The organism is Arthrobacter sp. NQ4 (genome assembly GCF_029077345.1).
In the GTDB taxonomy this organism is placed as follows: Bacteria; Actinomycetota; Actinomycetes; order Actinomycetales; family Micrococcaceae; genus Arthrobacter.
This window is the reverse complement of the sequence record NZ_JARETC010000007.1, coordinates 125973-147297: the sequence shown is the minus strand read 5'-3', so window position 1 is coordinate 147297 and position 21325 is coordinate 125973. Positions and strand designations below refer to the sequence as shown.

15 protein-coding genes and 2 tRNA genes are annotated in these 21325 nt (G+C 66.1%); 8 read left to right on the top strand and 9 right to left on the bottom strand.

Annotated features, from left to right (window positions below; all coding sequences use genetic code 11):
* Positions 1–40 precede the first annotated feature (40 nt).
* The 8 genes from metG to ilvD form a co-directional block, all read right to left on the bottom strand.
* Entirely contained in the window at positions 41–1597 is a 1557-nt protein-coding gene (gene metG, locus PUN51_RS13550) for a methionine--tRNA ligase (RefSeq protein ID WP_224026430.1), read from the bottom strand.
* A gap of 39 nt (positions 1598–1636) precedes the next feature.
* Complete coding sequence (locus PUN51_RS13545) at positions 1637–2392, bottom strand: ABC transporter ATP-binding protein (protein ID WP_159631700.1); 756 nt, start codon at positions 2390–2392, stop codon at positions 1637–1639.
* Complete coding sequence (locus PUN51_RS13540; protein ID WP_224026431.1) at positions 2389–5187, bottom strand: ABC transporter permease; 2799 nt, start codon at positions 5185–5187, stop codon at positions 2389–2391. Before PUN51_RS13540 ends, PUN51_RS13545 begins: the two co-directional genes overlap by 4 nt.
* Before the next feature lie 217 nt (positions 5188–5404).
* Complete coding sequence (serA, locus tag PUN51_RS13535) at positions 5405–6994, bottom strand: phosphoglycerate dehydrogenase (RefSeq protein ID WP_018768338.1); 1590 nt, start codon at positions 6992–6994, stop codon at positions 5405–5407.
* Between the two features lie 125 nt (positions 6995–7119).
* Positions 7120–8145, bottom strand: a complete 1026-nt coding sequence (ilvC, locus tag PUN51_RS13530; RefSeq protein ID WP_159631698.1) for a ketol-acid reductoisomerase — start codon at positions 8143–8145, stop codon at positions 7120–7122.
* 85 nt (positions 8146–8230) lie between these two features.
* The gene (gene ilvN, locus PUN51_RS13525) at positions 8231–8743 is read right to left on the bottom strand and encodes an acetolactate synthase small subunit (protein ID WP_275181295.1); all 513 of its coding nucleotides are present in this window, start codon (positions 8741–8743) and stop codon (positions 8231–8233) included.
* 2 nt (positions 8744–8745) lie between these two features.
* Positions 8746–10653, bottom strand: a complete 1908-nt coding sequence (locus PUN51_RS13520; RefSeq protein WP_159631697.1) for an acetolactate synthase large subunit — start codon at positions 10651–10653, stop codon at positions 8746–8748.
* A 400-nt stretch (positions 10654–11053) separates the two neighbouring features.
* Positions 11054–12775 carry a dihydroxy-acid dehydratase gene (ilvD, locus tag PUN51_RS13515; RefSeq protein ID WP_275181294.1) on the bottom strand — a complete coding sequence of 574 codons (1722 nt, stop codon included), beginning with the start codon at positions 12773–12775 and terminating at the stop codon, positions 11054–11056.
* Between the two features lie 257 nt (positions 12776–13032).
* On the opposite strand from ilvD, the gene PUN51_RS13510 reads away from it, so the two are divergent.
* The 3 genes from PUN51_RS13510 to PUN51_RS13500 all read left to right on the top strand — a co-directional run bounded on the left by PUN51_RS13510 (position 13033) and on the right by PUN51_RS13500 (position 15527).
* Entirely contained in the window at positions 13033–14184 is a 1152-nt protein-coding gene (locus tag PUN51_RS13510) for a sunset domain-containing protein (protein WP_275181293.1), read from the top strand.
* Entirely contained in the window at positions 14138–15337 is a 1200-nt protein-coding gene (locus PUN51_RS13505) for a PQQ-dependent sugar dehydrogenase (RefSeq protein ID WP_275181292.1), read from the top strand. Before PUN51_RS13510 ends, PUN51_RS13505 begins: the two co-directional genes overlap by 47 nt.
* A gap of 114 nt (positions 15338–15451) precedes the next feature.
* A tRNA-Lys gene (locus tag PUN51_RS13500) sits at positions 15452–15527 on the top strand.
* A 207-nt stretch (positions 15528–15734) separates the two neighbouring features.
* Here PUN51_RS13500 and PUN51_RS13495 read toward each other — a convergent pair.
* Positions 15735–16193: a MarR family winged helix-turn-helix transcriptional regulator gene (locus PUN51_RS13495; protein WP_275181338.1), complete on the bottom strand. Its 459-nt coding sequence runs from the start codon at positions 16191–16193 to the stop codon at positions 15735–15737.
* 96 nt (positions 16194–16289) lie between these two features.
* On the opposite strand from PUN51_RS13495, the gene bcp reads away from it, so the two are divergent.
* The 5 genes from bcp (at position 16290) to PUN51_RS13470 (ending at position 21281) form a co-directional block, all read left to right on the top strand.
* Positions 16290–16763 (top strand): thioredoxin-dependent thiol peroxidase, encoded by a 474-nt coding sequence (gene bcp, locus PUN51_RS13490; protein WP_275181291.1) that lies wholly within the window; start codon positions 16290–16292, stop codon positions 16761–16763.
* 96 nt (positions 16764–16859) lie between these two features.
* A tRNA-Leu gene (locus PUN51_RS13485) sits at positions 16860–16941 on the top strand.
* A 234-nt stretch (positions 16942–17175) separates the two neighbouring features.
* Complete coding sequence (locus PUN51_RS13480; RefSeq protein ID WP_275181290.1) at positions 17176–17868, top strand: fasciclin domain-containing protein; 693 nt, start codon at positions 17176–17178, stop codon at positions 17866–17868.
* Between the two features lie 163 nt (positions 17869–18031).
* Positions 18032–19699, top strand: a complete 1668-nt coding sequence (locus tag PUN51_RS13475) for an ABC transporter substrate-binding protein (RefSeq protein ID WP_275181289.1) — start codon at positions 18032–18034, stop codon at positions 19697–19699.
* 79 nt (positions 19700–19778) lie between these two features.
* Positions 19779–21281, top strand: coding sequence for a malate:quinone oxidoreductase (locus tag PUN51_RS13470; protein WP_224026437.1), 1503 nt, complete (start codon positions 19779–19781; stop codon positions 21279–21281).
* Positions 21282–21325: the final 44 nt, after the last annotated feature.

Below are 21325 nucleotides of genomic sequence, written 5' to 3'. Positions count from 1 at the left end.
GACATGAGCGCATCCGCCGGGAGCCCGCGGAGGAAGGAAACTACTCCGCGGGTTCCTCGAACTTGGGGAACACCGGGGTGGGAGCGGGCAGCGCCGTACCGGGCACGATCGGGGTTGGGATCGCCGCGAACTGCCGGGCGTCGCCTTCCGGCTGGCCGAGGGCATCCAGGAGCTTGGCCGTTGCGTCGGGCATGACGGGCTGGGCCAGGACCGCCACGATCCGCAGGACCTCCAGCGTCACATACAGCACGGTGTTCATGCGTTCGACGTCGGTCTTCCGCAGCACCCAGGGTGCCTGCTCGGCGAAGTAGGCGTTGGTGTGGTGCAGCACGCCCCAGATGGCCTCCAGCGCGCGGCTGAACTCCTGCTTGTCGAAGGCGGCGCGGGCGGTTTCCAGCAAACCGTTCGCCTGGGCGAGGATCGCGTTGTCCTCCGCCGTGAACGCTCCGGGCGTGGGAACGGCGGCCCCGCAGTTTTTCGCCACCATGGACAGGGAGCGCTGGGCCAGGTTGCCGAAGTTGTTGGCCAGGTCCGCGTTCATGCGGCCCACGATGGCCTCGTGGTTGTAGCTGCCGTCCGCGCCGAAGGGAACCTCACGCAGGAAGAAGAACCGCACCTGGTCCAGGCCGTAGCGGGCAACGAAGTCCGCCGGTGCCACCACGTTGCCCAGGGACTTGGACATCTTGACCCCATTGTTGTGCAGGAAGCCGTGGATCATGACGCGCTTGGGCAGTTCCAGCCCGGCGCTCATCAGGAAGGCGGGCCAGTAGATGGCGTGGAACCGGGAGATGTCCTTGCCGATGATGTGGACATCGGCGGGCCAGTACTTCCGGAACTTCTCCGAGTCCACGTCCGGGTACCCCACGCCGGTCAGGTAGTTGGTCAGCGCGTCCACCCAAACGTACATGACGTGCTTGTCGTTGCCCGGGACGGGGACGCCCCAGTCGAAGGTGGTCCGGCTGATGGACAGGTCCTCCAGGCCGCGCTTGACGAAGCTGATGACCTCGTTGAACCGGTATTGGGGTGCGCCGAACTCCGGGTGGGATTCGTAGAGGGCCAGCAGCTTGTCCTGGTAGGCGGAGAGCCGGAAGAAGTAGCTCTCCTCCGCCGTCCACGTGACCTCGGTGTCCGTCTCTTTCGAGTAGCGCACGCCGTCGTCCTTCACCACCGTCTCATCCTCGGCGTAGAAGGCCTCGTCCCGGACGGAGTACCAGCCCTCGTACTTGTCGAGGTAGATGTCGCCGTTGGCTTCCATCTTCTTCCAGATGGCCTGCGAGGCAGCGTAGTGGTCCGTGTCCGTGGTGCGGATGAACCGGTCATAGCTGATGCCCAGGGCGGAGTGCGCCCCCTTGTAGACCGCAACGTTCCGGTCCACCAGTTCCTTGGGGGTGATGCCTTCCTTCTCCGCCGTCTGGGCAATCTTCATGCCGTGCTCGTCGGTGCCGGTCAGGAACATCACGTCAAAGCCGTCCAGCCGCTTAAAGCGGGCCATGGCGTCGGTGGCAATGTACTCGTAGGCATGCCCGATGTGCGGCACGCCGTTGGGGTAGGTGATGGCCGTGGTGATGTAGAACGGCGTTTTCTCTGGAGCAGTCACGGTGCGGACGGTTACCTTCGGTGCGTAAGGGGGGGCGGACTAGATCAGTTCTGTCAGGGTATCGCTCAGACGCACCAGTTCGTGGTCGTGCGAGGCCACCAGGACGGCGATGCCGTCGGAAGTGGTGTCCTTCAGGATGCTGATGATGCGGTTGGCGGAGGCACGGTCCAGGGAGGCGGTGGGCTCATCCACCACCAGCACCCTGGTGCCGAGGATCAGCGCCCGGGCGATGGCCACGCGCTGGCGTTCACCGCCGGACAGTTGGGCGGGGCGGTGCCGCATGCGGCGGCCCAGGCCCACCAGGTCCAGCAGGTCCTTGGCCATGTCCCGCCGCTGCTCCACTTCGCCGTCCGGAACGGCGGGCAGGAGGACGTTCTCCAGGGCGCTCATGCCGTCGATCAGGGCGCCGCCCTGGTCCACGTAACCGATCAGGGCACGACGGCGGTCGGCGATTTCGTCGTCGCCCATGCTTTCGAGCGAATCACCTTCCCAGAACACCCGGCCCGACGTCGGCAGGGTAAGTCCCGCGCCGACGGTCAGGATGCTGGTCTTGCCGGAGCCGCTTCGGCCGGCGACGCAGTGCATCTCACCGGCGTGCAGGGTCAGGTCGAAGCCTTCCACCACGCTGACGGCCTCGGCACCGCCCTTGCCGCCGCCATAGCGGATGGTAATGTCGCGCATCTCCAGCGGGGTGGCGTGGTCGGCCGACTTGACGATGGTGTTGGCCCGGGTCTGCAGGGGGACCTCGTTGGAGCCGCTCCTGCGGCTGCGCTGGACGTTCGTCGGGTTTGTCATTGGACCACTTTCGTTGCAATCGGTATCCAGCAAATTACAGCCACCAGCCCGGCCACGGCAGCCCAGATGGCTGCATAGGGGGCCAGCAGCAGGCCGATGCCCAGGGCGCCCAGCACGCCCAGCGGCAGGGCCACGGTTCCCACCAGTGCGTTTTCGAACAACCGGACCTGGCGGAGCATGTCCGGGTTCCAGCCCATGGCCTGGAGGATGCCAAGGTACTGCCGTTTGGCATTGAGCTCGAACCGGCCCGTCACCAGGGTCAGCACCAGCCCCACGGCCACGCCGGCCAGTGCCAGCAGGATGCTGGGCAGCGTCACGCTCGCTGCGGCCAGCCCGCTGAGGGCGCTTGCACCGGCGGCGCGCGGAATGTCGATCAGCAGGGCGATCAGGCCGCCGACCGCGGCACCGAAGACACCAACCGCGACAGCCAGGGACAAGGTGTTGAACTTGTTGGTGCTCAGCTGCCGGTTGGCGAACGTCAGTGGCGAGTCGACCGGAATGAGGCGCTCGTCGTGCTGCGGTTCCTGGTCAATGACGTCGCGGTGCCGGAGCTGCCGGGCGGCAAACAGGGCCGCAGCGCAGTAGAGCACCAGGACGGCGGCGCACACCAGGGCGGTGGCCAGGCTCCAGCTCAGCAGGCTCAGCACGATGCCTGCTGCGGCGAGCAGCACGGCGCCGACGCCGAATTCCTCCAGCACCCAGCTGCGGATCCGCCGCTGGGTCCAGCCCATGGCCCGCAGTGTTCCGGCCTCGCTGCGGCGTTTGCGGATGTAGCTCACGGTCGATGCGCCCGTCAGGAGGGCGGCCCCGCACAGCGTCAGGAAGAGCAGGGTGATGTTGGTCCCGGAAAGAGCTCCGGCCACGGCTTCGGCGGCGTTCTGCCGGACCCAGGACTGCTGGACCGTGCCGAGTGCCGATTCCTTGCCGGCACCGTCCTTGGAGTAGCCCGGAACGAAGATGCTGGTGTCCTCACGGGCCGAGCCGGCCACCACGGTGGCGTCCAGGCCCATGTCCCGGATTTCGGCGGCAAGCTTCTCCACCTCGGGCTGGGCGTCCTTCCAGCTGCCCGGCGCCTTGGCGCGGACGCGGACGGCGTCGATGACGGCGGCGTTCTGCTTGTAGCCACGCGCTGCGGCGAGTCCGTAGTAGTCGGTGATGGCACCGGCGGACTGGCTGGCCAGGCCGGTGGCACTGAGTGATGGCTTCAGTTCCGCCGCCGGCACGTCCTTGCCGGCCGCGTCCTTCTCCAGGGTGAACGGCGTGGGGTCGTACCCGCCCAGCGGAAGCTTGTTGACGTCACCGGAGGCCGCCTCCACGGCGGCGGGGTCGAACGTTCCGTAGACCATGGGCAGCGGCGTAGCGGCCTGCTGCTGGCCGGTGGGCAGGTTGTCCCGGTAGGACCGCTCGTCCACGGGGTCGCGCTGGGTCTGGTCAACGGGGGCGCCGTTGGCGGCCTTGTCCGGCAGCCGGTTGACGGTGACCCATTCGCCGGGAACGGCGGTCTTGTCCACGGCGCCGTTGGCGGCCGTGTCACCGTCCGTGTACTTGGGGGCACCGGCAAAGTTCGTGCTCCACTTGGCCGGCGTGTACAGGCCGGGGTTGAAGTTCCCGTTGCTGCCCAGCAGGGACGAGTGGTCCGTAGAGCCAGGCCAGGACAACACGAAGGGGTCCTTGGAAACGAAGGGCAGGTAGTCCTTGCCCAGGGACTTCGAAACGGTCCCGATGTCCTTGACTACCTTGCCGGCGTCGTCAATTTCCTCGATCTTGACGTTGTACTTAAGGTCCAGTGACGTACCGGAGCGGACAATCAGCGGAACTGCCTGCGAGCCGCTGGTCAGCTGGCCGGCGCGCTTGGCCTGCTGGTACTGGGTCATCAAGGGGGCCCAGTACTTGAGCTTGACGCCCAGGAAGTCCGGCCCTTCCTTGAGCTGGTCCATGCTGATGCCCTTGGTGAAGAGCCCTTCGAGGTAGCGGCCCACGGCGCCTGCGTCCCGTGCATCAGCGGGCGGCGCCTTCTCCAGCGGAGCAAGGAAATCACCGGCGGAGCCGAGCAGTGCCCGTTCGGCGGCAGGGTCGACGGCGACGACGGACTCGGTGACCTCAGGGGCCAGCGGCAAGGCCACGGAGAGGTTGAAGAGGTTGTGCTCGGAGCCGCCGGCGGGGGCGGGGAACTTGATGCCGGTCTCCCCTTGCGCCGGGGCGATGCGGATGCTGCTGCCGCCCTGTGCCTTTTCCTCCACGAGGCGGGCCTTGCCCAGGCTGCCCTCGGCCGTGGTCTTGAAGAGCGTCTGTTCGGAGTGTCCATCGGAGCTCACGGCGCTGGCGGTCAGGCGGTACTTCTTGGCAGCATCGGTCAGCACCGATTCAGCGGCTGGCCACTTGTCCGGGGCGGTGGCGCCGGCAGCCTGGTCCGCCGTGGCCGTGCCTGCCAGCCCGGCGTTGTAGCCGAGGTAGTCCATGGCGTCGAGGCGGGGGGTCTCAAGGTTCTGGGTGACGCGGGAGACCAGGCTGATGGGGGCCGCCACGGACGTGCCGGACAGCTTCCTGATGGAGTCCAGCTGGTCAAAGCCGATGCCGCCCGCGCCGTTGGCGATCTCGGGCTGCAGCAGCGCCCCGGAGGGCGCCTTCGCCTGGACCAGGATGTCGTAGAGCCCCCTCGAATTTTCATTGACCGTCCGGTTGAGCGCAGCCTGTGACTGGCTTTGGACGACGACCGACAAGCACATGGCTGCGATCAAGATGGCCGCGGTCAACAGCAGCACCCTGCTTCTGATGAACCTCTGGACGGCGTTCATGGAACTCCCTGAAACCTGGATTGCGTGCGCGCACATCCATCCCCCGGGCAGACGTGGGCAATGACGGACGGATGTGCAAAAGGTATTGGCCGGTCTGCCGGCTATGGTCCTGAATCAGGACGTAGCCATTGTAAGCAGACCGGCCAATCATACGTGGCTCCGCACGGACGTACCCCTGCGGAGGAGCGGCTTTCGGCGTTTCGGCCGGTGTGTCGCGTTAGTCTTCCAGGTCCACTTCCCGGACCATCTCAGCGCCGATGCCGGCCTTGATGGCGTCCAGCACCTGCTGGGGAACGGAGCTGTCGATGGTGAGCAGGGCCAGGACCTGGCCGCCCTCGTTGGAGCGGGCCACCTGCATGCCGGCGATGTTGATGTTGTTCATGCCCAGGATGTGGCCGATGGTTCCGATGACGCCGGGGCGGTCGGTGTAGGCAACCACCACAAGGTGCTCGCTGATGGGGATTTCCACCTCGAAGCCGTTGATGCCCACGAGCTTCTCGATCTGCTTGGGGCCGGTCAGGGTGCCGGCCACGGAGATCTGGCTGCCGTCGCTGAGGGCGCCGCGCAGGGTCAGGACATTGCGGTAGGACTCGGTCTCCGGCGTGGTGATGAGGCGGACGTTGATGCCGCGCTGCTCGGCGATGACCGGGGCGTTGACGTAGGAAACCTGTTCGGTCACGACGTCGGCGAAGATGCCCTTCAGCGCCGCAAGTTCCAGCACCTTGACATCGAGGGAGGAGATTTCGCCGGCGACTTCAACGTCGAACTGCGTCAGGGACGCGTGGGTCAGCGCGGTGAAGATGCGGCCGAGCTTCTCGATCAGCGGGATGCCCGGACGGACGTCGGGGGCAATGACGCCGCCGGCGACGTTGACGGCATCCGGGACCAGCTCTCCCGCGAGGGCAAGGCGGACGGACTTGGCCACGGAGACGCCGGCCTTTTCCTGCGCTTCGTCGGTGGAGGCGCCCAGGTGCGGGGTGACCACCACGTTGTCGAGCTTGAAGAACGGCAGGTCGGTGCTGGGTTCCTTGGCGAAGACGTCCACGCCCGCGCCGGCGATTTCGCCGTCCTGCAGGGCCGTGAAGAGCGCTTCTTCGTCAACGAGGCCGCCGCGGGCCACGTTGACCACGTAGGCGGTGGACTTCATCTTCTTGAATGCGTCCGCACCAAGCATGCCCACGGTCTCGGGGGTCTTGGGCATGTGGATGGTGATGAAGTCGGACTGGGCCAGGAGCTCGTCCAGGGTGACCAGCTGCACGCCGAGCTGCGCGGCGCGGGCCGAGGTGATGTAGGGGTCGTAGGCCAGGATCTTGGTGTCGAAGCCCTTGAGGCGGGCGGCCACCAGGGCGCCGATGCGGCCCAGGCCGATGATGCCGATCTTCTTTTCGAACAGTTCGATGCCGGTGTACTTGGAGCGCTTCCATTCGCCGTCCTTGAGGGCGGCGCTGGCCTGCGGGATGTGGCGGGCCAGGCTGAGGATGTGCCCCACGGTGAGTTCCGCGGCGGACACGATGTTGGACGTGGGGGCGTTGACCACCATCACGCCGGCCTGGGTGGCGGCCTTGATGTCCACGTTGTCCAGGCCGACGCCGGCGCGGGCGATGACCTTCAGGTTCTTGGCCGCGGCGATCGCTTCGGCGTCCACCTGGGTGGCGGAGCGGACCAGGATGGCATCCACGTCGCTGATCGCCGAGAGCAGCTGGGAACGGTCGGCGCCGTCGGTCTGTCGGATTTCAAAGTCCGGGCCAAGGGCCTCGACGGTGGCGGGGGAAAGTTCTTCGGCGAGCAGTACTACGGGTTTTGACACGGCTGATCCTCTGCGTTGCAGTCCTGGGGATGGAAACAAGTCTAGGCCGACGGAAAGGCCGGGCTCACATTGTTAAGTGTGAACCCGGCCTCACCATTGGGGTCTATGCGGTTGCGCTGGCAGCCTTAGCGGGCTGCGGAGCCTTCCACGTAGTCCACGTCCTGCTGCTGCCAGGAGAACAGGGAACGCAGTTCGCGGCCGACAGCCTCGATGGGGTGCTGCTCAGCCTTGGCGCGCAGTTCCTTGAACTCGACGGCGCCGTTGTCCTGGTCTTCGATGAAGCGCTTGGCGAATGCACCGGACTGGATGTCGGCCAGGACGGCCTTCATGTTTTCCTTCACCTCGGGGGTGATGACGCGCGGGCCGGAGACGTAGTCGCCGTACTCAGCGGTGTCGGAGACGCTCCAGCGCTGCTTGGCGATGCCACCCTCCCACATGAGGTCGACGATGAGCTTGAGCTCGTGCAGCACCTCGAAGTAGGCGATCTGCGGCTGGTAGCCGGCCTCGGTCAGGGTCTCGAAGCCGTACTGGACCAGCTGGGAAACGCCGCCGCAGAGAACTGCCTGCTCGCCGAAGAGGTCGGTTTCGGTCTCTTCGGTGAAGGTGGTCTTGATGACGCCGGCGCGGGTGCCGCCGATGGCCTTGGCGTAGGACTTGGCCAGCTCCCAGGCGTTGCCCGATGCGTCCTGTTCGACGGCGATGATGTCCGGGATGCCGCGGCCAGCTTCGAACTCGCGGCGCACGGTGTGGCCCGGAGCCTTCGGGGCCACCAGGATGACGTCAACGCCTTCCGGTGCCTTGATGTAGCCGAAGCGGATGTTGAAGCCGTGGGCGAAGGCCAGGGCCTTGCCGGCGGTCAGCTTGTCCTTGATGGAGTCGTTGTAGATGGCGCGCTGATGCTGGTCCGGCGCGAGGATCATGATGACGTCGGCCCATTCGGCAGCGTCGGCAACGTTCTTGACCGTGAAGCCGGCGTCCTCGGCCTTGGCGGTGGACTTGGAGCCGTCCTTCAGGGCGATGACGACCTCGACGCCGGAATCGCGCAGGTTCAGCGCGTGGGCGTGGCCCTGGGAACCGTAGCCAACGATGGCAACCTTGCGGCCCTGGATGATCGACAGGTCGGCGTCATCGTCGTAGAACATTTCAGTCACTTGCGTAACTCCTCTTGAGTGGTTGTAGATAGTGGTCTTGCGGTGCTGCGGTTACGGGCGCGTGGTCCCGCCTGGACGCAAACGCCTAGGCGGAGCGGAGCGCCCGGTCACTCATGGAGCGGGATCCCCGTCCAACGGCCAGGGTGCCGGACTGCACAATTTCGCGGATGCCGAAGGGCTCCAGCACTGAGAGCAGGGCTGTGAGCTTTTCGGGGTGGCCGGTGGCCTCGATGACGACGGAGTCGGTGGACACGTCGACCACTGAGGCACGGAACAGGTCTGCGGCCTGGGTTACCTGCAGGCGTGTTGCGGCATCCGCACGTACCTTGACCAGGATGTGGTCGCGCTGTACGGAAGATTCTGGAGTCAGCTCAACGATCTTGAGGACGTTGACCAGTTTGTTGAGCTGCTTGGTGACCTGCTCGATGAGGTCGCCGTCGGCGTCGACCACCACCGTCATGCGGGACACGCCCGGCACTTCGGTGGGGCCCACGGCCAGGGAGTTGATGTTGAAGGCGCGGCGGGCAAAGAGGCTGGCCACGCGGGTCAGGACGCCGGGCTTGTCCTCAACCAGGACGGAAAGTGTGTGGCGGGTCATGCTCAGTCTTCCTCTTCCCATTCCGGGGTCATGTTGCGGGCAACCTGGATCTGGTCGTTGCTCACGCCGGCGGGCACCATTGGCCACACCATGGAGTTGGGGCTCACCACGAAGTCGATGACCACGGGGCGGTCGTTGATTTCGAGGGCCTTCTGGATCGTGGCATCGATGTCTTCTTCGCGTTCAACACGGAACGACGCGCAGCCATAGGCCTCCCCCAGCTTGACGAAGTCCGGGATGCGGACCGTGTCATGGCCGGTGTTGAGGTCGGTGTTGGAGTAGCGGCCCTCGTAGAAGAGGGTCTGCCACTGGCGCACCATGCCCAGCGAGGAGTTATTGATGACAGCTACCTTGATGGGGATCTTGTTGATGGCGCAGGTGGCCAGTTCCTGGTTGGTCATCTGGAAGCAGCCGTCGCCGTCGATGGCCCAGACCACGCGGTCCGGGTTGCCCACCTTGGCGCCCATGGCTGCCGGGACGGCGTATCCCATGGTGCCGGCGCCGCCGGAGTTCAGCCAGGCGTGCGGCCGCTCGTACTTGATGAACTGGGCGGCCCACATCTGGTGCTGGCCCACGCCGGCCACATACACGCCCTCGGGCCCGGTCAGTTCGCCGATCCGCTTGATGACCTTCTGCGGTGCGATCAGGCCGTCGTCCGGTTCCGTCCAGCCCAGCGGGTAGGTTTCCTTGAGATTGTTCAGGAAGGCCCACCACGTGGTGAGGTCCGGGGTACCGGAAGCATCGAACTGGCTGCGCACGGCCTCGGTCAGTTCCGGGATGATCTCCTTGACCGACCCGACGATGGGCACATCAGCGGTGCGGTTCTTCGAGATTTCGGCAGGATCGATGTCGGCGTGGATGACCTTGGCGTTGGGCGCAAAGGTCTTCAGCACCCCGGTGACGCGGTCATCGAAGCGGGCGCCGAGCGTGATCAGCAGGTCTGACTGCTGCAGGGCCGTGACGGCGGAGACGCTGCCGTGCATGCCGGGCATGCCGACGTGCTGCGGGTGGGAGTCCGGGAACGCGCCTTTGGCCATCAGGGTGGTCACCACCGGAGCGCCGGTGGCTTCGGCGAGGGCCAGCAGCTCGGCCGAGGCGTGCGCCTTGACCACGCCGCCGCCCACGTACAGCACAGGCTTGGTGGATGCGGCAATGAGCTTGGCCGCTTCGCGGACCTGCTTGTTGTGCCCGCGGGTCACCGGCCGGTAGCCCGGCAGGTCGATCTTCGGCGGCCAGGAGAAGGTCATCTGGCCCACCTGGGCATCCTTGGCAACATCCACCAGCACGGGGCCGGGACGGCCGGTGGAGGCCAGGTGGAAGGCCTCTGCCATGACGTGCGGGATGTCGTTGGGGTCGGTCACCAGGAAGGAGTGCTTGGTGATGGGCATCGTGATACCCACGATGTCGGCTTCCTGGAACGCGTCGGTGCCGATCACGCCGCTGGATACCTGGCCGGTGATGGCCACCAGGGGCACGGAGTCCATGTGGGCATCCATGATGGCGGTAACGAGGTTGGTGGCGCCGGGGCCCGAGGTGGCGATGCAGACGCCCACCCGCCCGGTGACCATGGCGTAGCCTTGCGCGGCGTGGCCGGCTCCCTGTTCGTGACGGACCAGCACGTGGTTCATGGTGGAGGCCATCAGGGGGTCGTAGGTGGGCAGGATCGCGCCACCAGGCAAACCGAAAATGTCGTCGACGCCGAGTTCTTCGAGCGAGCGGACGATTGCTTGCGAGCCGGTCATCACCGTCGGGGGTACGACGTTGTTCGGCCCAAGGACAGGAGAGACGGCAGCAAGGTCGGCGACGACGGCGGCATGGTCAGCCGTCCGGTCGGCGCGTTCCGGAGCCTTGGGGGCTCCAGCGGACTTGGTGGCCATCAGCGAGGGGCTGATGGGCGATCCTTTGCTCATCGGACTCTTCCTTGTGGATCTTCTCTGGTTCTGGAACTGGTTTGGAACGGTGGGAATAAAAAAACCCCTCGGCCTGGCGGCTTGGTGAGGGGTTTGCGCGTGACTGTTCGTTACCAGGGGCTAATGTGCCACGCGCTTGGTAAGGACGACGACGACGGTGCCGGCGGTAACGAAAGTCATGCGTTCAGTTTTCCCTCTTGGCAAGATAGGTGTCAACGAGCAACAACCCAATCTCACCATGTGGACTTCAATGTCCACCCTTTGATCCTACCCCGGCGGCGGGATGATCCGCCCCCGGCCGCCCGGCGCGAGCGCCGTCCGACCGGGGCCCCTCGGATCAGCCCTTATTAAACCCTGCCGCCTACAGCGGGCAGTTACTCCGCGGGAGGCACTGAGGAACTCACACGCCGGTGTAGGCGCCTTGGCTGGCGCTGTGGACCAGCTTCGCGTACTTGGCGAGCACGCCCTTGGTGTACCGGGCGGGCAGCGGCTCCCAGCCCACCTTGCGGGCCTCAAGCTCAGCGTCATCCACCAGCAGGTCGAAGCTACGCGCTGCGATGTCCACGCGGATCCGGTCACCGTCCTTCACGAAGGCGATGGGGCCGCCGTCGACCGCTTCCGGCGCCACGTGGCCGATGCACAGCCCGGTGGTGCCGCCGGAGAAGCGTCCGTCCGTCAGCAGCAGAACGTCCTTGCCGAGTCCCGCGCCCTTGATGGCGCCGGTAATGGCGAGCATCTCCCGCATGCCCGGTCCACCCTTGGGACCTTCATAGCGGATGACGACGACGTCGCCGGCCTTGATCTCCCCCTTGTCCAGGGCGTCCAGGGCGCCCTGCTCGCGCTCGAAGACGCGGGCGGTGCCCTCGAAGACGTCGGCGTCGAAGCCTGCGCTCTTCACGACGGCGCCTTCCGGAGCCATCGAGCCGTGCAGGATGGTGATGCCACCGGTCTTGTGGATCGGGTTGTCGAGTGCGCGCAGGATCTTGCCGTCGACGTCCGGCGGGTTGATGGCCGCGAGGTTCTCCGCGACGGTCTTGCCCGTGACGGTGAGGCAGTCGCCGTGCAGCAGGCCGGCGTCGAGCAGTGCCTTCATGATGACCGGCACGCCGCCGATCCTGTCGACGTCGGTCATGACGTAGCGGCCGAACGGCTTGAGGTCACCCAGGTGCGGGATCCTGTCCCCGATGCGGTTGAAGTCGTCCAGGGTGAGTTCCACCTCTGCCTCGCGGGCAATCGCCAGCAGGTGGAGGACGGCGTTGGTGGAGCCGCCGAAGGCCATGGTGACGGCGATAGCGTTCTCGAACGCCTCCCTGGTCATGATGTCGCGGGCCGTGATGCCCAGGCGCAGCAGGTTGACCACCGCTTCGCCGGACTTGCGCGCGAACTCATCACGACGGCGGTCTGCCGAGGGCGGTGCGGCGGATCCGGGGAGTGACATGCCCAGGGCCTCGCCGATGCAGGCCATGGTGTTGGCCGTGTACATGCCGCCGCAGGCACCTTCACCCGGGCAGATGGCCTTTTCAATTCGGGTGAGGTCCTCAATGCTCATCTTGCCGGCGGCGCAGGCGCCCACCGCTTCGAAAGCGTCAATGAGGGTGACTTCCTTTTCGGAGCCGTCCTCGAGCTTGACCCAGCCGGGCATGATGGACCCCGCGTAGAGAAAGACGCTGGCAAGGTCCAGCCGGGCGGCGGCCATGAGCATCCCGGGCAGGGATTTGTCGCAGCCGGCCAGCAGGACGGAGCCATCAATCCGCTCGGCCTGCATGACGGTTTCCACGGAGTCGGCGATGACCTCGCGGGAGACCAGTGAGAAGTGCATGCCTTCGTGGCCCATGGAGATGCCGTCGGACACCGAGATGGTGCCGAACTGCATGGGGAAACCGCCGCCCGCGTGGACGCCTTCCTTGGCGCCCTGCGCCAGCCGGTTCAGCGAAAGGTTGCAGGGGGTGATCTCGTTCCAGGAACTTGCGACGCCCACCTGGGGCTTGGCGAAGTCGTCATCTCCCATTCCGACGGCCCGGAACATGCCGCGGGCGGGCGCCGCGTGGATGCCGTCGGTGACGACGCGGCTGCGGGGCTTGATGTCCGGCTTGCTTCCGGTTGTGGTCTGGGCGTCACTCATAGGGGAAAGTCTAGGGCTCGGATGCTGCCTGAACGACCTCCCGTGGCCGGATCCGGCGAAAATCCCGAAAGATCCCGGACCAACCAGAGGATGGGGATCTCATACTGTGAGACCCGGACGACGTTGCGTTCCACGGCAGCGCTCCGGCCGGTGTTTCCAGCGGGCCTGTCCGGCGTGCCGCGGCATCTCTGGACAGCAGTGGTGACCCGACGTAGCGTCGGGGACAGGACACCGCCACCCGTAGAGAAGGGCCTGCCATGGACATTGTTTTCTGGATCATCCTCATAGCCGTCGTCGCCGTCATCATTTGGTGGCTGGTCAACCGCAACAAGTCTGCCAACGCGCCGGGTGGATCATCAGCCGGCGCGACGACTGACCGGCCCCGCGCCGATGGAGCCCTCGAAGGGGGCAGCGCCGCCGCGTCGGCCGCGGCCGCCGGGACCACCGGCATTCCAACAGCAGCCGGATTCGGAAAAGCCGCAGAACCGGCAGCGCCCGCCACGGCCGAAGAGCCGGCCGACTCGTCAGCCACGGCCTCGCCGGCGGCCGGGACCTCCACTCCCGCGTCCAGTGAGGCATTCGGCGAGGCAGGCCACGGCGCTTCCGGCGCCGGGTTGCCCGCCAGCGCCACCGGACACGTCGAACCACGGTCGCAGGACCTGGATGCGGACCAGGCCGAGTGGGAAACCCAGTGGTCCGAGGCCGGCTCCGGGTCCCGGTCCGGCTCCTCCGTTGCCGGTGGGGCGGCAGCCGCCCAAGAGGTCGCGCCCCACCCCGGGACCAGTACGGATGCACCGTCCGGCCAGGCAGCCGCAGCGGCGACCCGCCCCGCCCACCACGACGAATACACGGCCCCCCATGCCCCCACGCTTCCCGGCGCCGAAACAGCCGCAGTGGAAGGCGTGGACGACGGCGGCACGGCAGCCGGCGGGCAGGCCGGCGGGCAGGCCGGCGGGCAGGCGCCCCAGCACCTGGCGGACGGCTACCGCGCAGCAGACCAGCACGAGCCCGCACCGGTCTCCGGCGGCAGCCCCGGCGATGCCGAAACGCTGGAGCGCGCCCAGTCCTCCGCACTGGTGGAAAACGGCGCGGACCACCACCAGCCGTCCGGCCAGGGACAGGACGCCGTTCAGGGATTCGCACAGGGATCCGCACCCGGCCATGGCACCACTGCCGCCGAGCCTGCCGGACACCTTGCAGCCGATGAGCCCTACGGCGCGGGCTCGGCTGCACCCGGCCCCGACGGCAGCGGACCGGCGGACTACACGGTCAAGGGCGATGCCGCCGCAATGGTCTACTACGAAGAAGGACATCCGGACTATGAGCAGACCCGGGCGGAAGTCTGGTTCGAATCTGCCGCGCATGCGGAGGCCGCAGGCTTCCGCGCTCCACGGCGCAGACGGCTCTAGCAGGAGGAAGGCCCGCCGCATTGCGGCGGGCCTTCCGTGCCTTGCCCTGTTCCTGGTGCTGGCCGCCTGCACGGGCACGCCGGGGCCGCCTGCACCAGGCACAAACCCTGCCGCCGCGGGCACCCCGCCGGGAGCCGCCGTCGCCAGCTCCGCTCCCCCGGCCAACGAATCCGCCGGCACAGCCCCTGTCCATGCCCCACCCGCTGTGCAGGAACGGTTGGAGCTGCAGTTGGACACGCCCTGGGCGGCGGTCTTCCTCCCCGACGGCACCGCCGTCATTTCCGAGCGCGGGACCGCACTGCTGAAGGCCGTTCGGGACGGCGCCGCCACAACACTGGGGAAGGTGCCCGACGTGGCGCCCGCAGGAGAAGGAGGCCTGCTGGGCCTGGCGCTTTCGCCGCATTTTGAGGCTGACCACTCCCTCTATGCCTACACGACCACCAGGGAGGACAACCGGGTGGTCCGGCTTACCGTCGAACGCGGCGCTGATGGTTCACTGACGCTGGGCCGGCCGCAGACCGTCTTTACGGGAATACCCAAAGCCGGCACCCACAACGGAGGCAGGATCCGGTTCGGCCCGGACGGGTTCCTGTATGTGGGCACCGGCGACGCCCAGCGCCGCGAGCAGGCCCAGGACCCCGCCGCCCTGGGCGGGAAGATCCTTCGGCTCACTCCGGACGGCGTCCCCGCGCCCGGCAACCCGTTCGGGAACGCCGTCTACAGCCTTGGCCACCGGAACGTCCAGGGCCTGGCGTGGGACGAAGCAGGCCGGCTGTGGGCCAGCGAGTTCGGACCGGACGTGGACGATGAGCTGAACCTGATCCTGCCCGGCGCCAATTACGGCTGGCCGGACGTCACCGGGGCACCGCACCGCGCCGGCTTCGAGGACGCAAAAGTCGTCTGGCCCTCAACCCGCGAGTCCTCCCCCAGCGGGCTGGAGATATCCGGCGGTATTGCCTACCTGGGTGCGCTCAGGGGCGAACGGCTCTGGACCGTGCCGCTCAAGGGAACAGAGGCCGGGCAACCTGTGGCCTATTTCACAGGTCAATACGGCCGGATCCGGGACGTCATCCTGGCACCCAACGGCAGCTTATGGATGCTCACGAACGGCAAAAACCCTGATTTTGCGCTGATTTTGCGGCTCCCACAGTGAATCAGGAACCCACGGGAGCGCCGATTTCACTTGCACCAAAAGTTCGTGTAGAGTTTCATGTCGTTGCGGAGATCAACGGGAAAGAAAAAGCCCGGGGATGGAAGCAAAAAAGATGCACCTCTAGCTCAATTGGCAGAGCAATTGACTCTTAATCAATGGGTTCCGGGTTCAAGTCCCGGGGGGTGCACCACTGGGAAAACAGCCTCCGGTTTGTGGAAACACAGACCGGGGGCTGTTTTGTTATGTGCCCCCATCATCGATTGCTCCGTACTTGTCTTTATCAGGGCTCAAAACGGCAAGTACGGAGCAATCGATGGTGGCCGGGCACAAAAAAGCGCGGCCCTGGTTCTTCCAAACCAGGGCCGCGCTTTCCTTACGCTGCCTGCAGCGTCAACGGTTACTTGGCGACGTTGTCCATAAGGGCTCCGGCGTTGCTGGGCGTCGTGGAGAACTGGCTGGCCAGCTCCCGGACCACAGCTTTGAGTTCCTGGCGGAGAAGCTCAGGGTCGATTGACGCCGATGCCAGGACCGATCGCTCCATCTCAACAGCCTGGGCAACGGCTTCCTTGCCCTGCTCGGTCAGCGACACCACGTGGCTCCTGCGGTCCGAAGTGCTGCGCACCCGGGCAATGTGGCCGTGGGACTCAAGACGGCTGAGGGTCTTGCCCATGGTCTGGGCCTGTACGCGGACGTACAGGGCAAGCTGGGCCTGGGTCATGGGCCCTTGCGCGGCCAGGACCTCGATGGCGATAACACCGGCATGGGTGAGGCCGATGGCGCCGAGTTTTTCGTTCCAGGAGTGCTCAACGAGTCGCGCAGCAGTGGACAGAAGGCGCCCTGTGGGCCAGTGATCCATATCAGGCATAGCAGCCAGTATAGCCAAATGCCGATTAGCACTCGTTCCACCTGCTTACTAGGCTGTTGTGTCCCGCCCGCAACAAGGAGAAAAACAATGGCTGAAAGACTCGTTACCGGCGACAAGGCACCGGCTTTCACCCTGCAGGATTCCACCGGCAAGGACGTCAGCCTGGATCCCCGGCCCGGCCGCTCCACCATCGTCTACTTCTACCCCGCAGCCTCCACTCCGGGCTGCACCAAGGAGGCGTGCGACTTCCGGGACAGCCTTGCCTCCCTGCAGGCCGCTGGCTACGACGTCCTGGGGATCTCCCCCGACCCCGTGGAGAAGCTGGCAAAATTCGCGGACAAGGAGTCCTTGACGTTCCCGCTGCTTTCGGATGCCGACCACGCCGTGGCCGGGGCCTACGGCGCCTGGGGCGAAAAGAAGAACTACGGCAAGACGTACGAAGGCCTGATCCGGTCCACCATCGTGGTGGACCCGGACGGCAAGGTGGCACTGGCCCAGTACAACGTCCGGGCCACGGGCCACGTGGCCAAGCTTCGGCGGGACCTGAACCTGGACGCCTGACCCGGCCGGGGCCTGCCGGGGACACCGCCCGGCGCAACGCTACAATGGACTCTGGCATCCGGCGTCGAACGCTTGGCGTTCCCGTCAGGAAGCCGCGCGCGAGTGGTGAAATTGGCAGACACGCAGGATTTAGGTTCCTGTGCCTTCGGGCGTGGGGGTTCAAGTCCCCCCTTGCGCACACTGGGAATCCCCCGGCTCCGGCCGGGGGATTCCTGCGTTAAGCGCCCGGCGGTCCTGCCGGCTGGTTAGTGCCCCGAATCGAAAAACTCCAAAGATCCACCCATCCATTGCTGCCCACCGGCCGAATAGCCATTGAGACACCAGCCAAGGGCAGGTGCCCACCCCCCAGGCAGGCTGCACACCACGAACACACAGTCCGCAGTCGGCAGCAATCGATCCAAGGAGAACCACAATGCAGACCTTCAAGCGCACCACTTTCACCGTCGCAGGCGTTGCAGCAGCTGCTCTGCTCAGCCTCACCGCGTGCGGCGGTTCCGGCAGCACCTCCGGCTCCTCGGCCTCCTCCGCGCCGATGTCACCGGCGCCCAGCTCCAGCATGGCGTCCCCGTCCTCAAGCGCAATGGCCAGCTCCTCGGCGGGCACCATGGACCCGGCAGCAAACCTGGTTGGCCCCGGCTGCGCCGCCTACGCCAAGCAGGTTCCCACCGGTGCGGGTTCCGTGGAGGGCATGGCCCTTGACCCGGTCGCCGTCGCAGCCTCCAACAACCCCATCCTGACCACGCTTACCGCGGCAGTTTCCGGCAAGCTGAACCCCAAGGTTGACCTGGTGGACACGCTCAACGGTGGCGAGTTCACCGTGTTCGCACCGGTGGACGACGCCTTCAAGAAGATCGACCCCGCCACCATCGAAACGCTGAAGACGGACGATGCGCTGCTGAGCAAGATCCTCACCTACCACGTAGTCCCCGGCCAGATCACCCCGGACAAGATCGCCGGCACGCACGCCACGGTTGAGGGCGGCTCCGTCACGGTGACCGGCAGCGGCGACAACCTCAAGGTGGACAACGCCAACGTGGTCTGCGGCGGCGTCAAGACCAAGAACGCGACGGTCTACCTGATCGACTCGGTCCTCATGCCCAAGTAAGCCCTCTCTCCGCCCCCCAACACAGGGCCGGGTCCGCCAATAGACCGGCGGACCCGGCCCTGGCGCGTCATGTGCCAGCCTGGGGCCCGCCGCAAGCCCCGTCCTCTAGACTGGTCCCGGCCCGCAAGCGGCGGAGCCGGCAGCATCCAGAGGTGATAAACGAGTGCCCAGCAGTACATCGCGGCGGACGGTCATCAAGGCCGGCGCCGTCCTCATGGCGCTGGGCGTGACGTCGTGCACGGGCATGCCGTCCCCCTCCCCCACGTCCGGGACGCCCAGTTCCCCTCCGGCCGAGCCCCGAGCCACCTTCAATTTCGGCACCGCGGCCCAGCCCCTGGGCCTGGACCCGGCCCTGTCCAACGACGTGGAATCCCAGCGCATCACCCGCCAGATCCTCGAAGGCCTGGTGGGCGTGGACCAGACCACCGGCAAACCCACGCCGCTGCTGGCAACCGAATGGAACGAGTCCAACGAGGGCCGGACCTACACTTTCAAGCTCCGCACCGGGGTCACCTTCCAGGACGGCACCCCGTTTAACGCCGACGCCGTCTGCGCCAACTTCAACCGCTGGTTTGCTTTCCCTGCCGAGCTGCGGAAGCAGGCTCCCGGCAGCTCCTTCAAGGGCGTGTTCAAGGCCCACTCCGACGAGCCCGGACTTTCGATTTTCAAGAGCTGTACCGCGGTGGCACCGGACACGGTACAGATCGACCTCACCCAGCGATTCACTGCCTTCCTCCAGGCACTGACCCTCCCGGCCTTCGCGATCGCATCCCCGGCCGCCCTGGCCTCGGGTAAAGCGGACGTCCTGGACCAGAACCGGGGCGGCCAGGCCATGTCGGCCTTCGCCACGAATCCGGTCGGCACCGGGCCCTTCACGCTTGCCGCCTGGGGCACCGACAACGTCACCCTCGCCAGCAACAAGACCTACTGGGGCGACCGCGGCCAGATCGCCACCATCAACTTCCTTGCCTACAACCACCCCCAGACCCGCCTCCAGGCGCTGCTGGACGGCACGATCGACGGCTACGACGCCGTCACCGTGGGAAACTTCGACCAGTTGGTCAAGCGCGGCAAACAGATCGTGCAGCGCGACCCGTTCTCCGTGATGTACGTGGGCATCAACCAGGACATCCCTATACTCCAGAACCAGAAGATCCGGCAGGCGGTGGAGCTCGCGATCGACAAGGAAACGTTGATCCGGAAGTTCTTCATCGACAACACCGCCAAGGCCACGCAGTTTGTCCCGCCCAAGATCAGCGGCTTCAACAATGACGCGCCGGAACTCGGACACGATCCCGCCAAGGCCAAGGACTACCTCAAAGAGGGCGGCTACGCGGGCGAGGAACTGAAGTTCTACTACCCCTTGAACGTCACCCGGCCGTACCTGCCCACCCCTGAAAAGGTCTATGCCGAGCTCAGCCGCCAGCTCACCGCCGTCGGCTTCAACATCCGGCCCGTGCCGGTTGACTGGTCGGACGGCTACCTGCAGAAGGTCCAGTCGGCCGGCGACCATGCCCTCCACATCCTTGGCTGGAACGGCTCCTACTCCGACGCCGACAACTTCGTGGGCCCCCTCTTCGGGGAGAAGAACGGCGAGTTCGGGTACCAGGATCCCCAGGTCTTTTCAAAGATCAACCGTGCACGGGGGCTCGCTGACGGGAAAGAGCGGGATGAGCTTTATCACACCATCAACGCCCAGATCGCCGCGACGGTACCGGCGGTTCCCATCGCCTTCCCCATCTCCGCACTTGCCCTGTCAGACCGCGTGCTCAGCTACCCGGCTTCACCGGTCTTAAACGAAGTTTTCACGAAGGTCCAGCTAAAGCCTTGACGGCCCGGGCCAATTTCAGTATGAGGGCCGCGCAGGGATATTCTGTGACAGCCAGAGCCGCTGCAATCGGAGACTGATCGTGACCTTCATTTCCAAGACCCCACACGCCGACGTTGTCCTGATAGGCGGCGGCATCATGAGCGCCACGCTGGGGGCATTCCTCAAGCAGCTGGAGCCGGACTGGACCATTTCCCTGTTTGAGCGGCTGGACCAGCCCGGCCTCGAAAGCTCGGACCCCTGGAACAACGCAGGAACGGGCCACGCCGCCCTTTGCGAACTCAACTACTCCCCCGCAGCCAAAGACGGCTCCGTCAGCCCGAACAAGGCACTGCTCATCAACGAACAGTTCCAGCTCTCCCGCCAATTCTGGTCCCACCTGGTGGACAACAACCTCATTGGATCCCCCAAGGGCTTCATCAACACCGTCCCGCACATGAGCTTCGTGATCGGCGAAGACCACACCAGGTTCCTGAAGACCCGGTACGAGGCACTGAAGCCGCACCCGCTGTTCCGGAGCATGGAGTACTCCGAGGACCACGCCCAGATCGCCAAGTGGGCACCGCTGATCGTCAAGGGCCGCGACCCCCAGCAGCGTATTGCCGCCACCCGCGCCGCCGAGGGCACCGATGTGGACTTCGGCGCACTCACCCGCGAGCTGACCAGCTACCTGGGGAACAACGGCGTCGAAATCAACTACGGCCACGATGTCACCGGGATCTCCCGCGCCTCCGACGGCGGCTGGGACCTGACGCTGAAGCACCCCCGGTCAGGGGAACACGGCAAGATCCACGCCAAGTTCGTCTTCGTCGGCGCCGGCGGCGGTGCCCTGCACCTGCTCCAGGCCTCCGGCATCCCGGAAAGCAAGGGCTACGGCGGATTCCCGGTCTCCGGACAGTTCTTCCGCTGCACGGACGAAACCATCGCCGCCCAGCACAGCGCCAAGGTCTACGGCCAGGCCTCCGTGGGCGCGCCGCCGATGTCCGTTCCGCACCTGGACACCCGCTACGTCAACGGGAAGCGTTCGCTCCTCTTCGGCCCGTACGCAGGCTTCTCCACCAACTTCCTGAAGAACGGCTCCTACCTGGACCTGCCCCTGTCCATCCGCCCCGGCAACATCATTCCGATGCTGGCCGTGGCCAAGGACAACATGGACCTCACGGCCTACCTGGTCAAGGAAGTGGTCAAGCGCCACGACCAGAAGGTCGAGGCGCTGCGCGAGTACTACCCCGAGGCAAAGGGCGGGGACTGGGAACTCATCACCGCCGGCCAGCGTGTACAGATCATCAAGAAAGACCCGCAAAAGGGCGGCATCCTCCAGTTCGGTACTGAAGTGATTGCCGGCCGTGACGGCTCCATCGGTGCGCTCCTGGGCGCTTCGCCGGGGGCGTCGACCGCTGTCCCCATCATGATCGAGCTGCTCCAGAAGACGTTCCCCAAGAACTTCAAGGGCTGGCAGTCCAAGCTCAAGGACATGATGCCCGGCTACGGGGTGAAGCTGGATGAGAATCCTGACCTTGCCGCGGAGCTGGAACGGGCAACGGCCGCGTCCCTCCAGCTGGAGAGTGTTTCCGCCAGCCACTGACCCTGCCGGGGCCAGCGGCTGGCACCCCCAGGGCTTGTACCAGT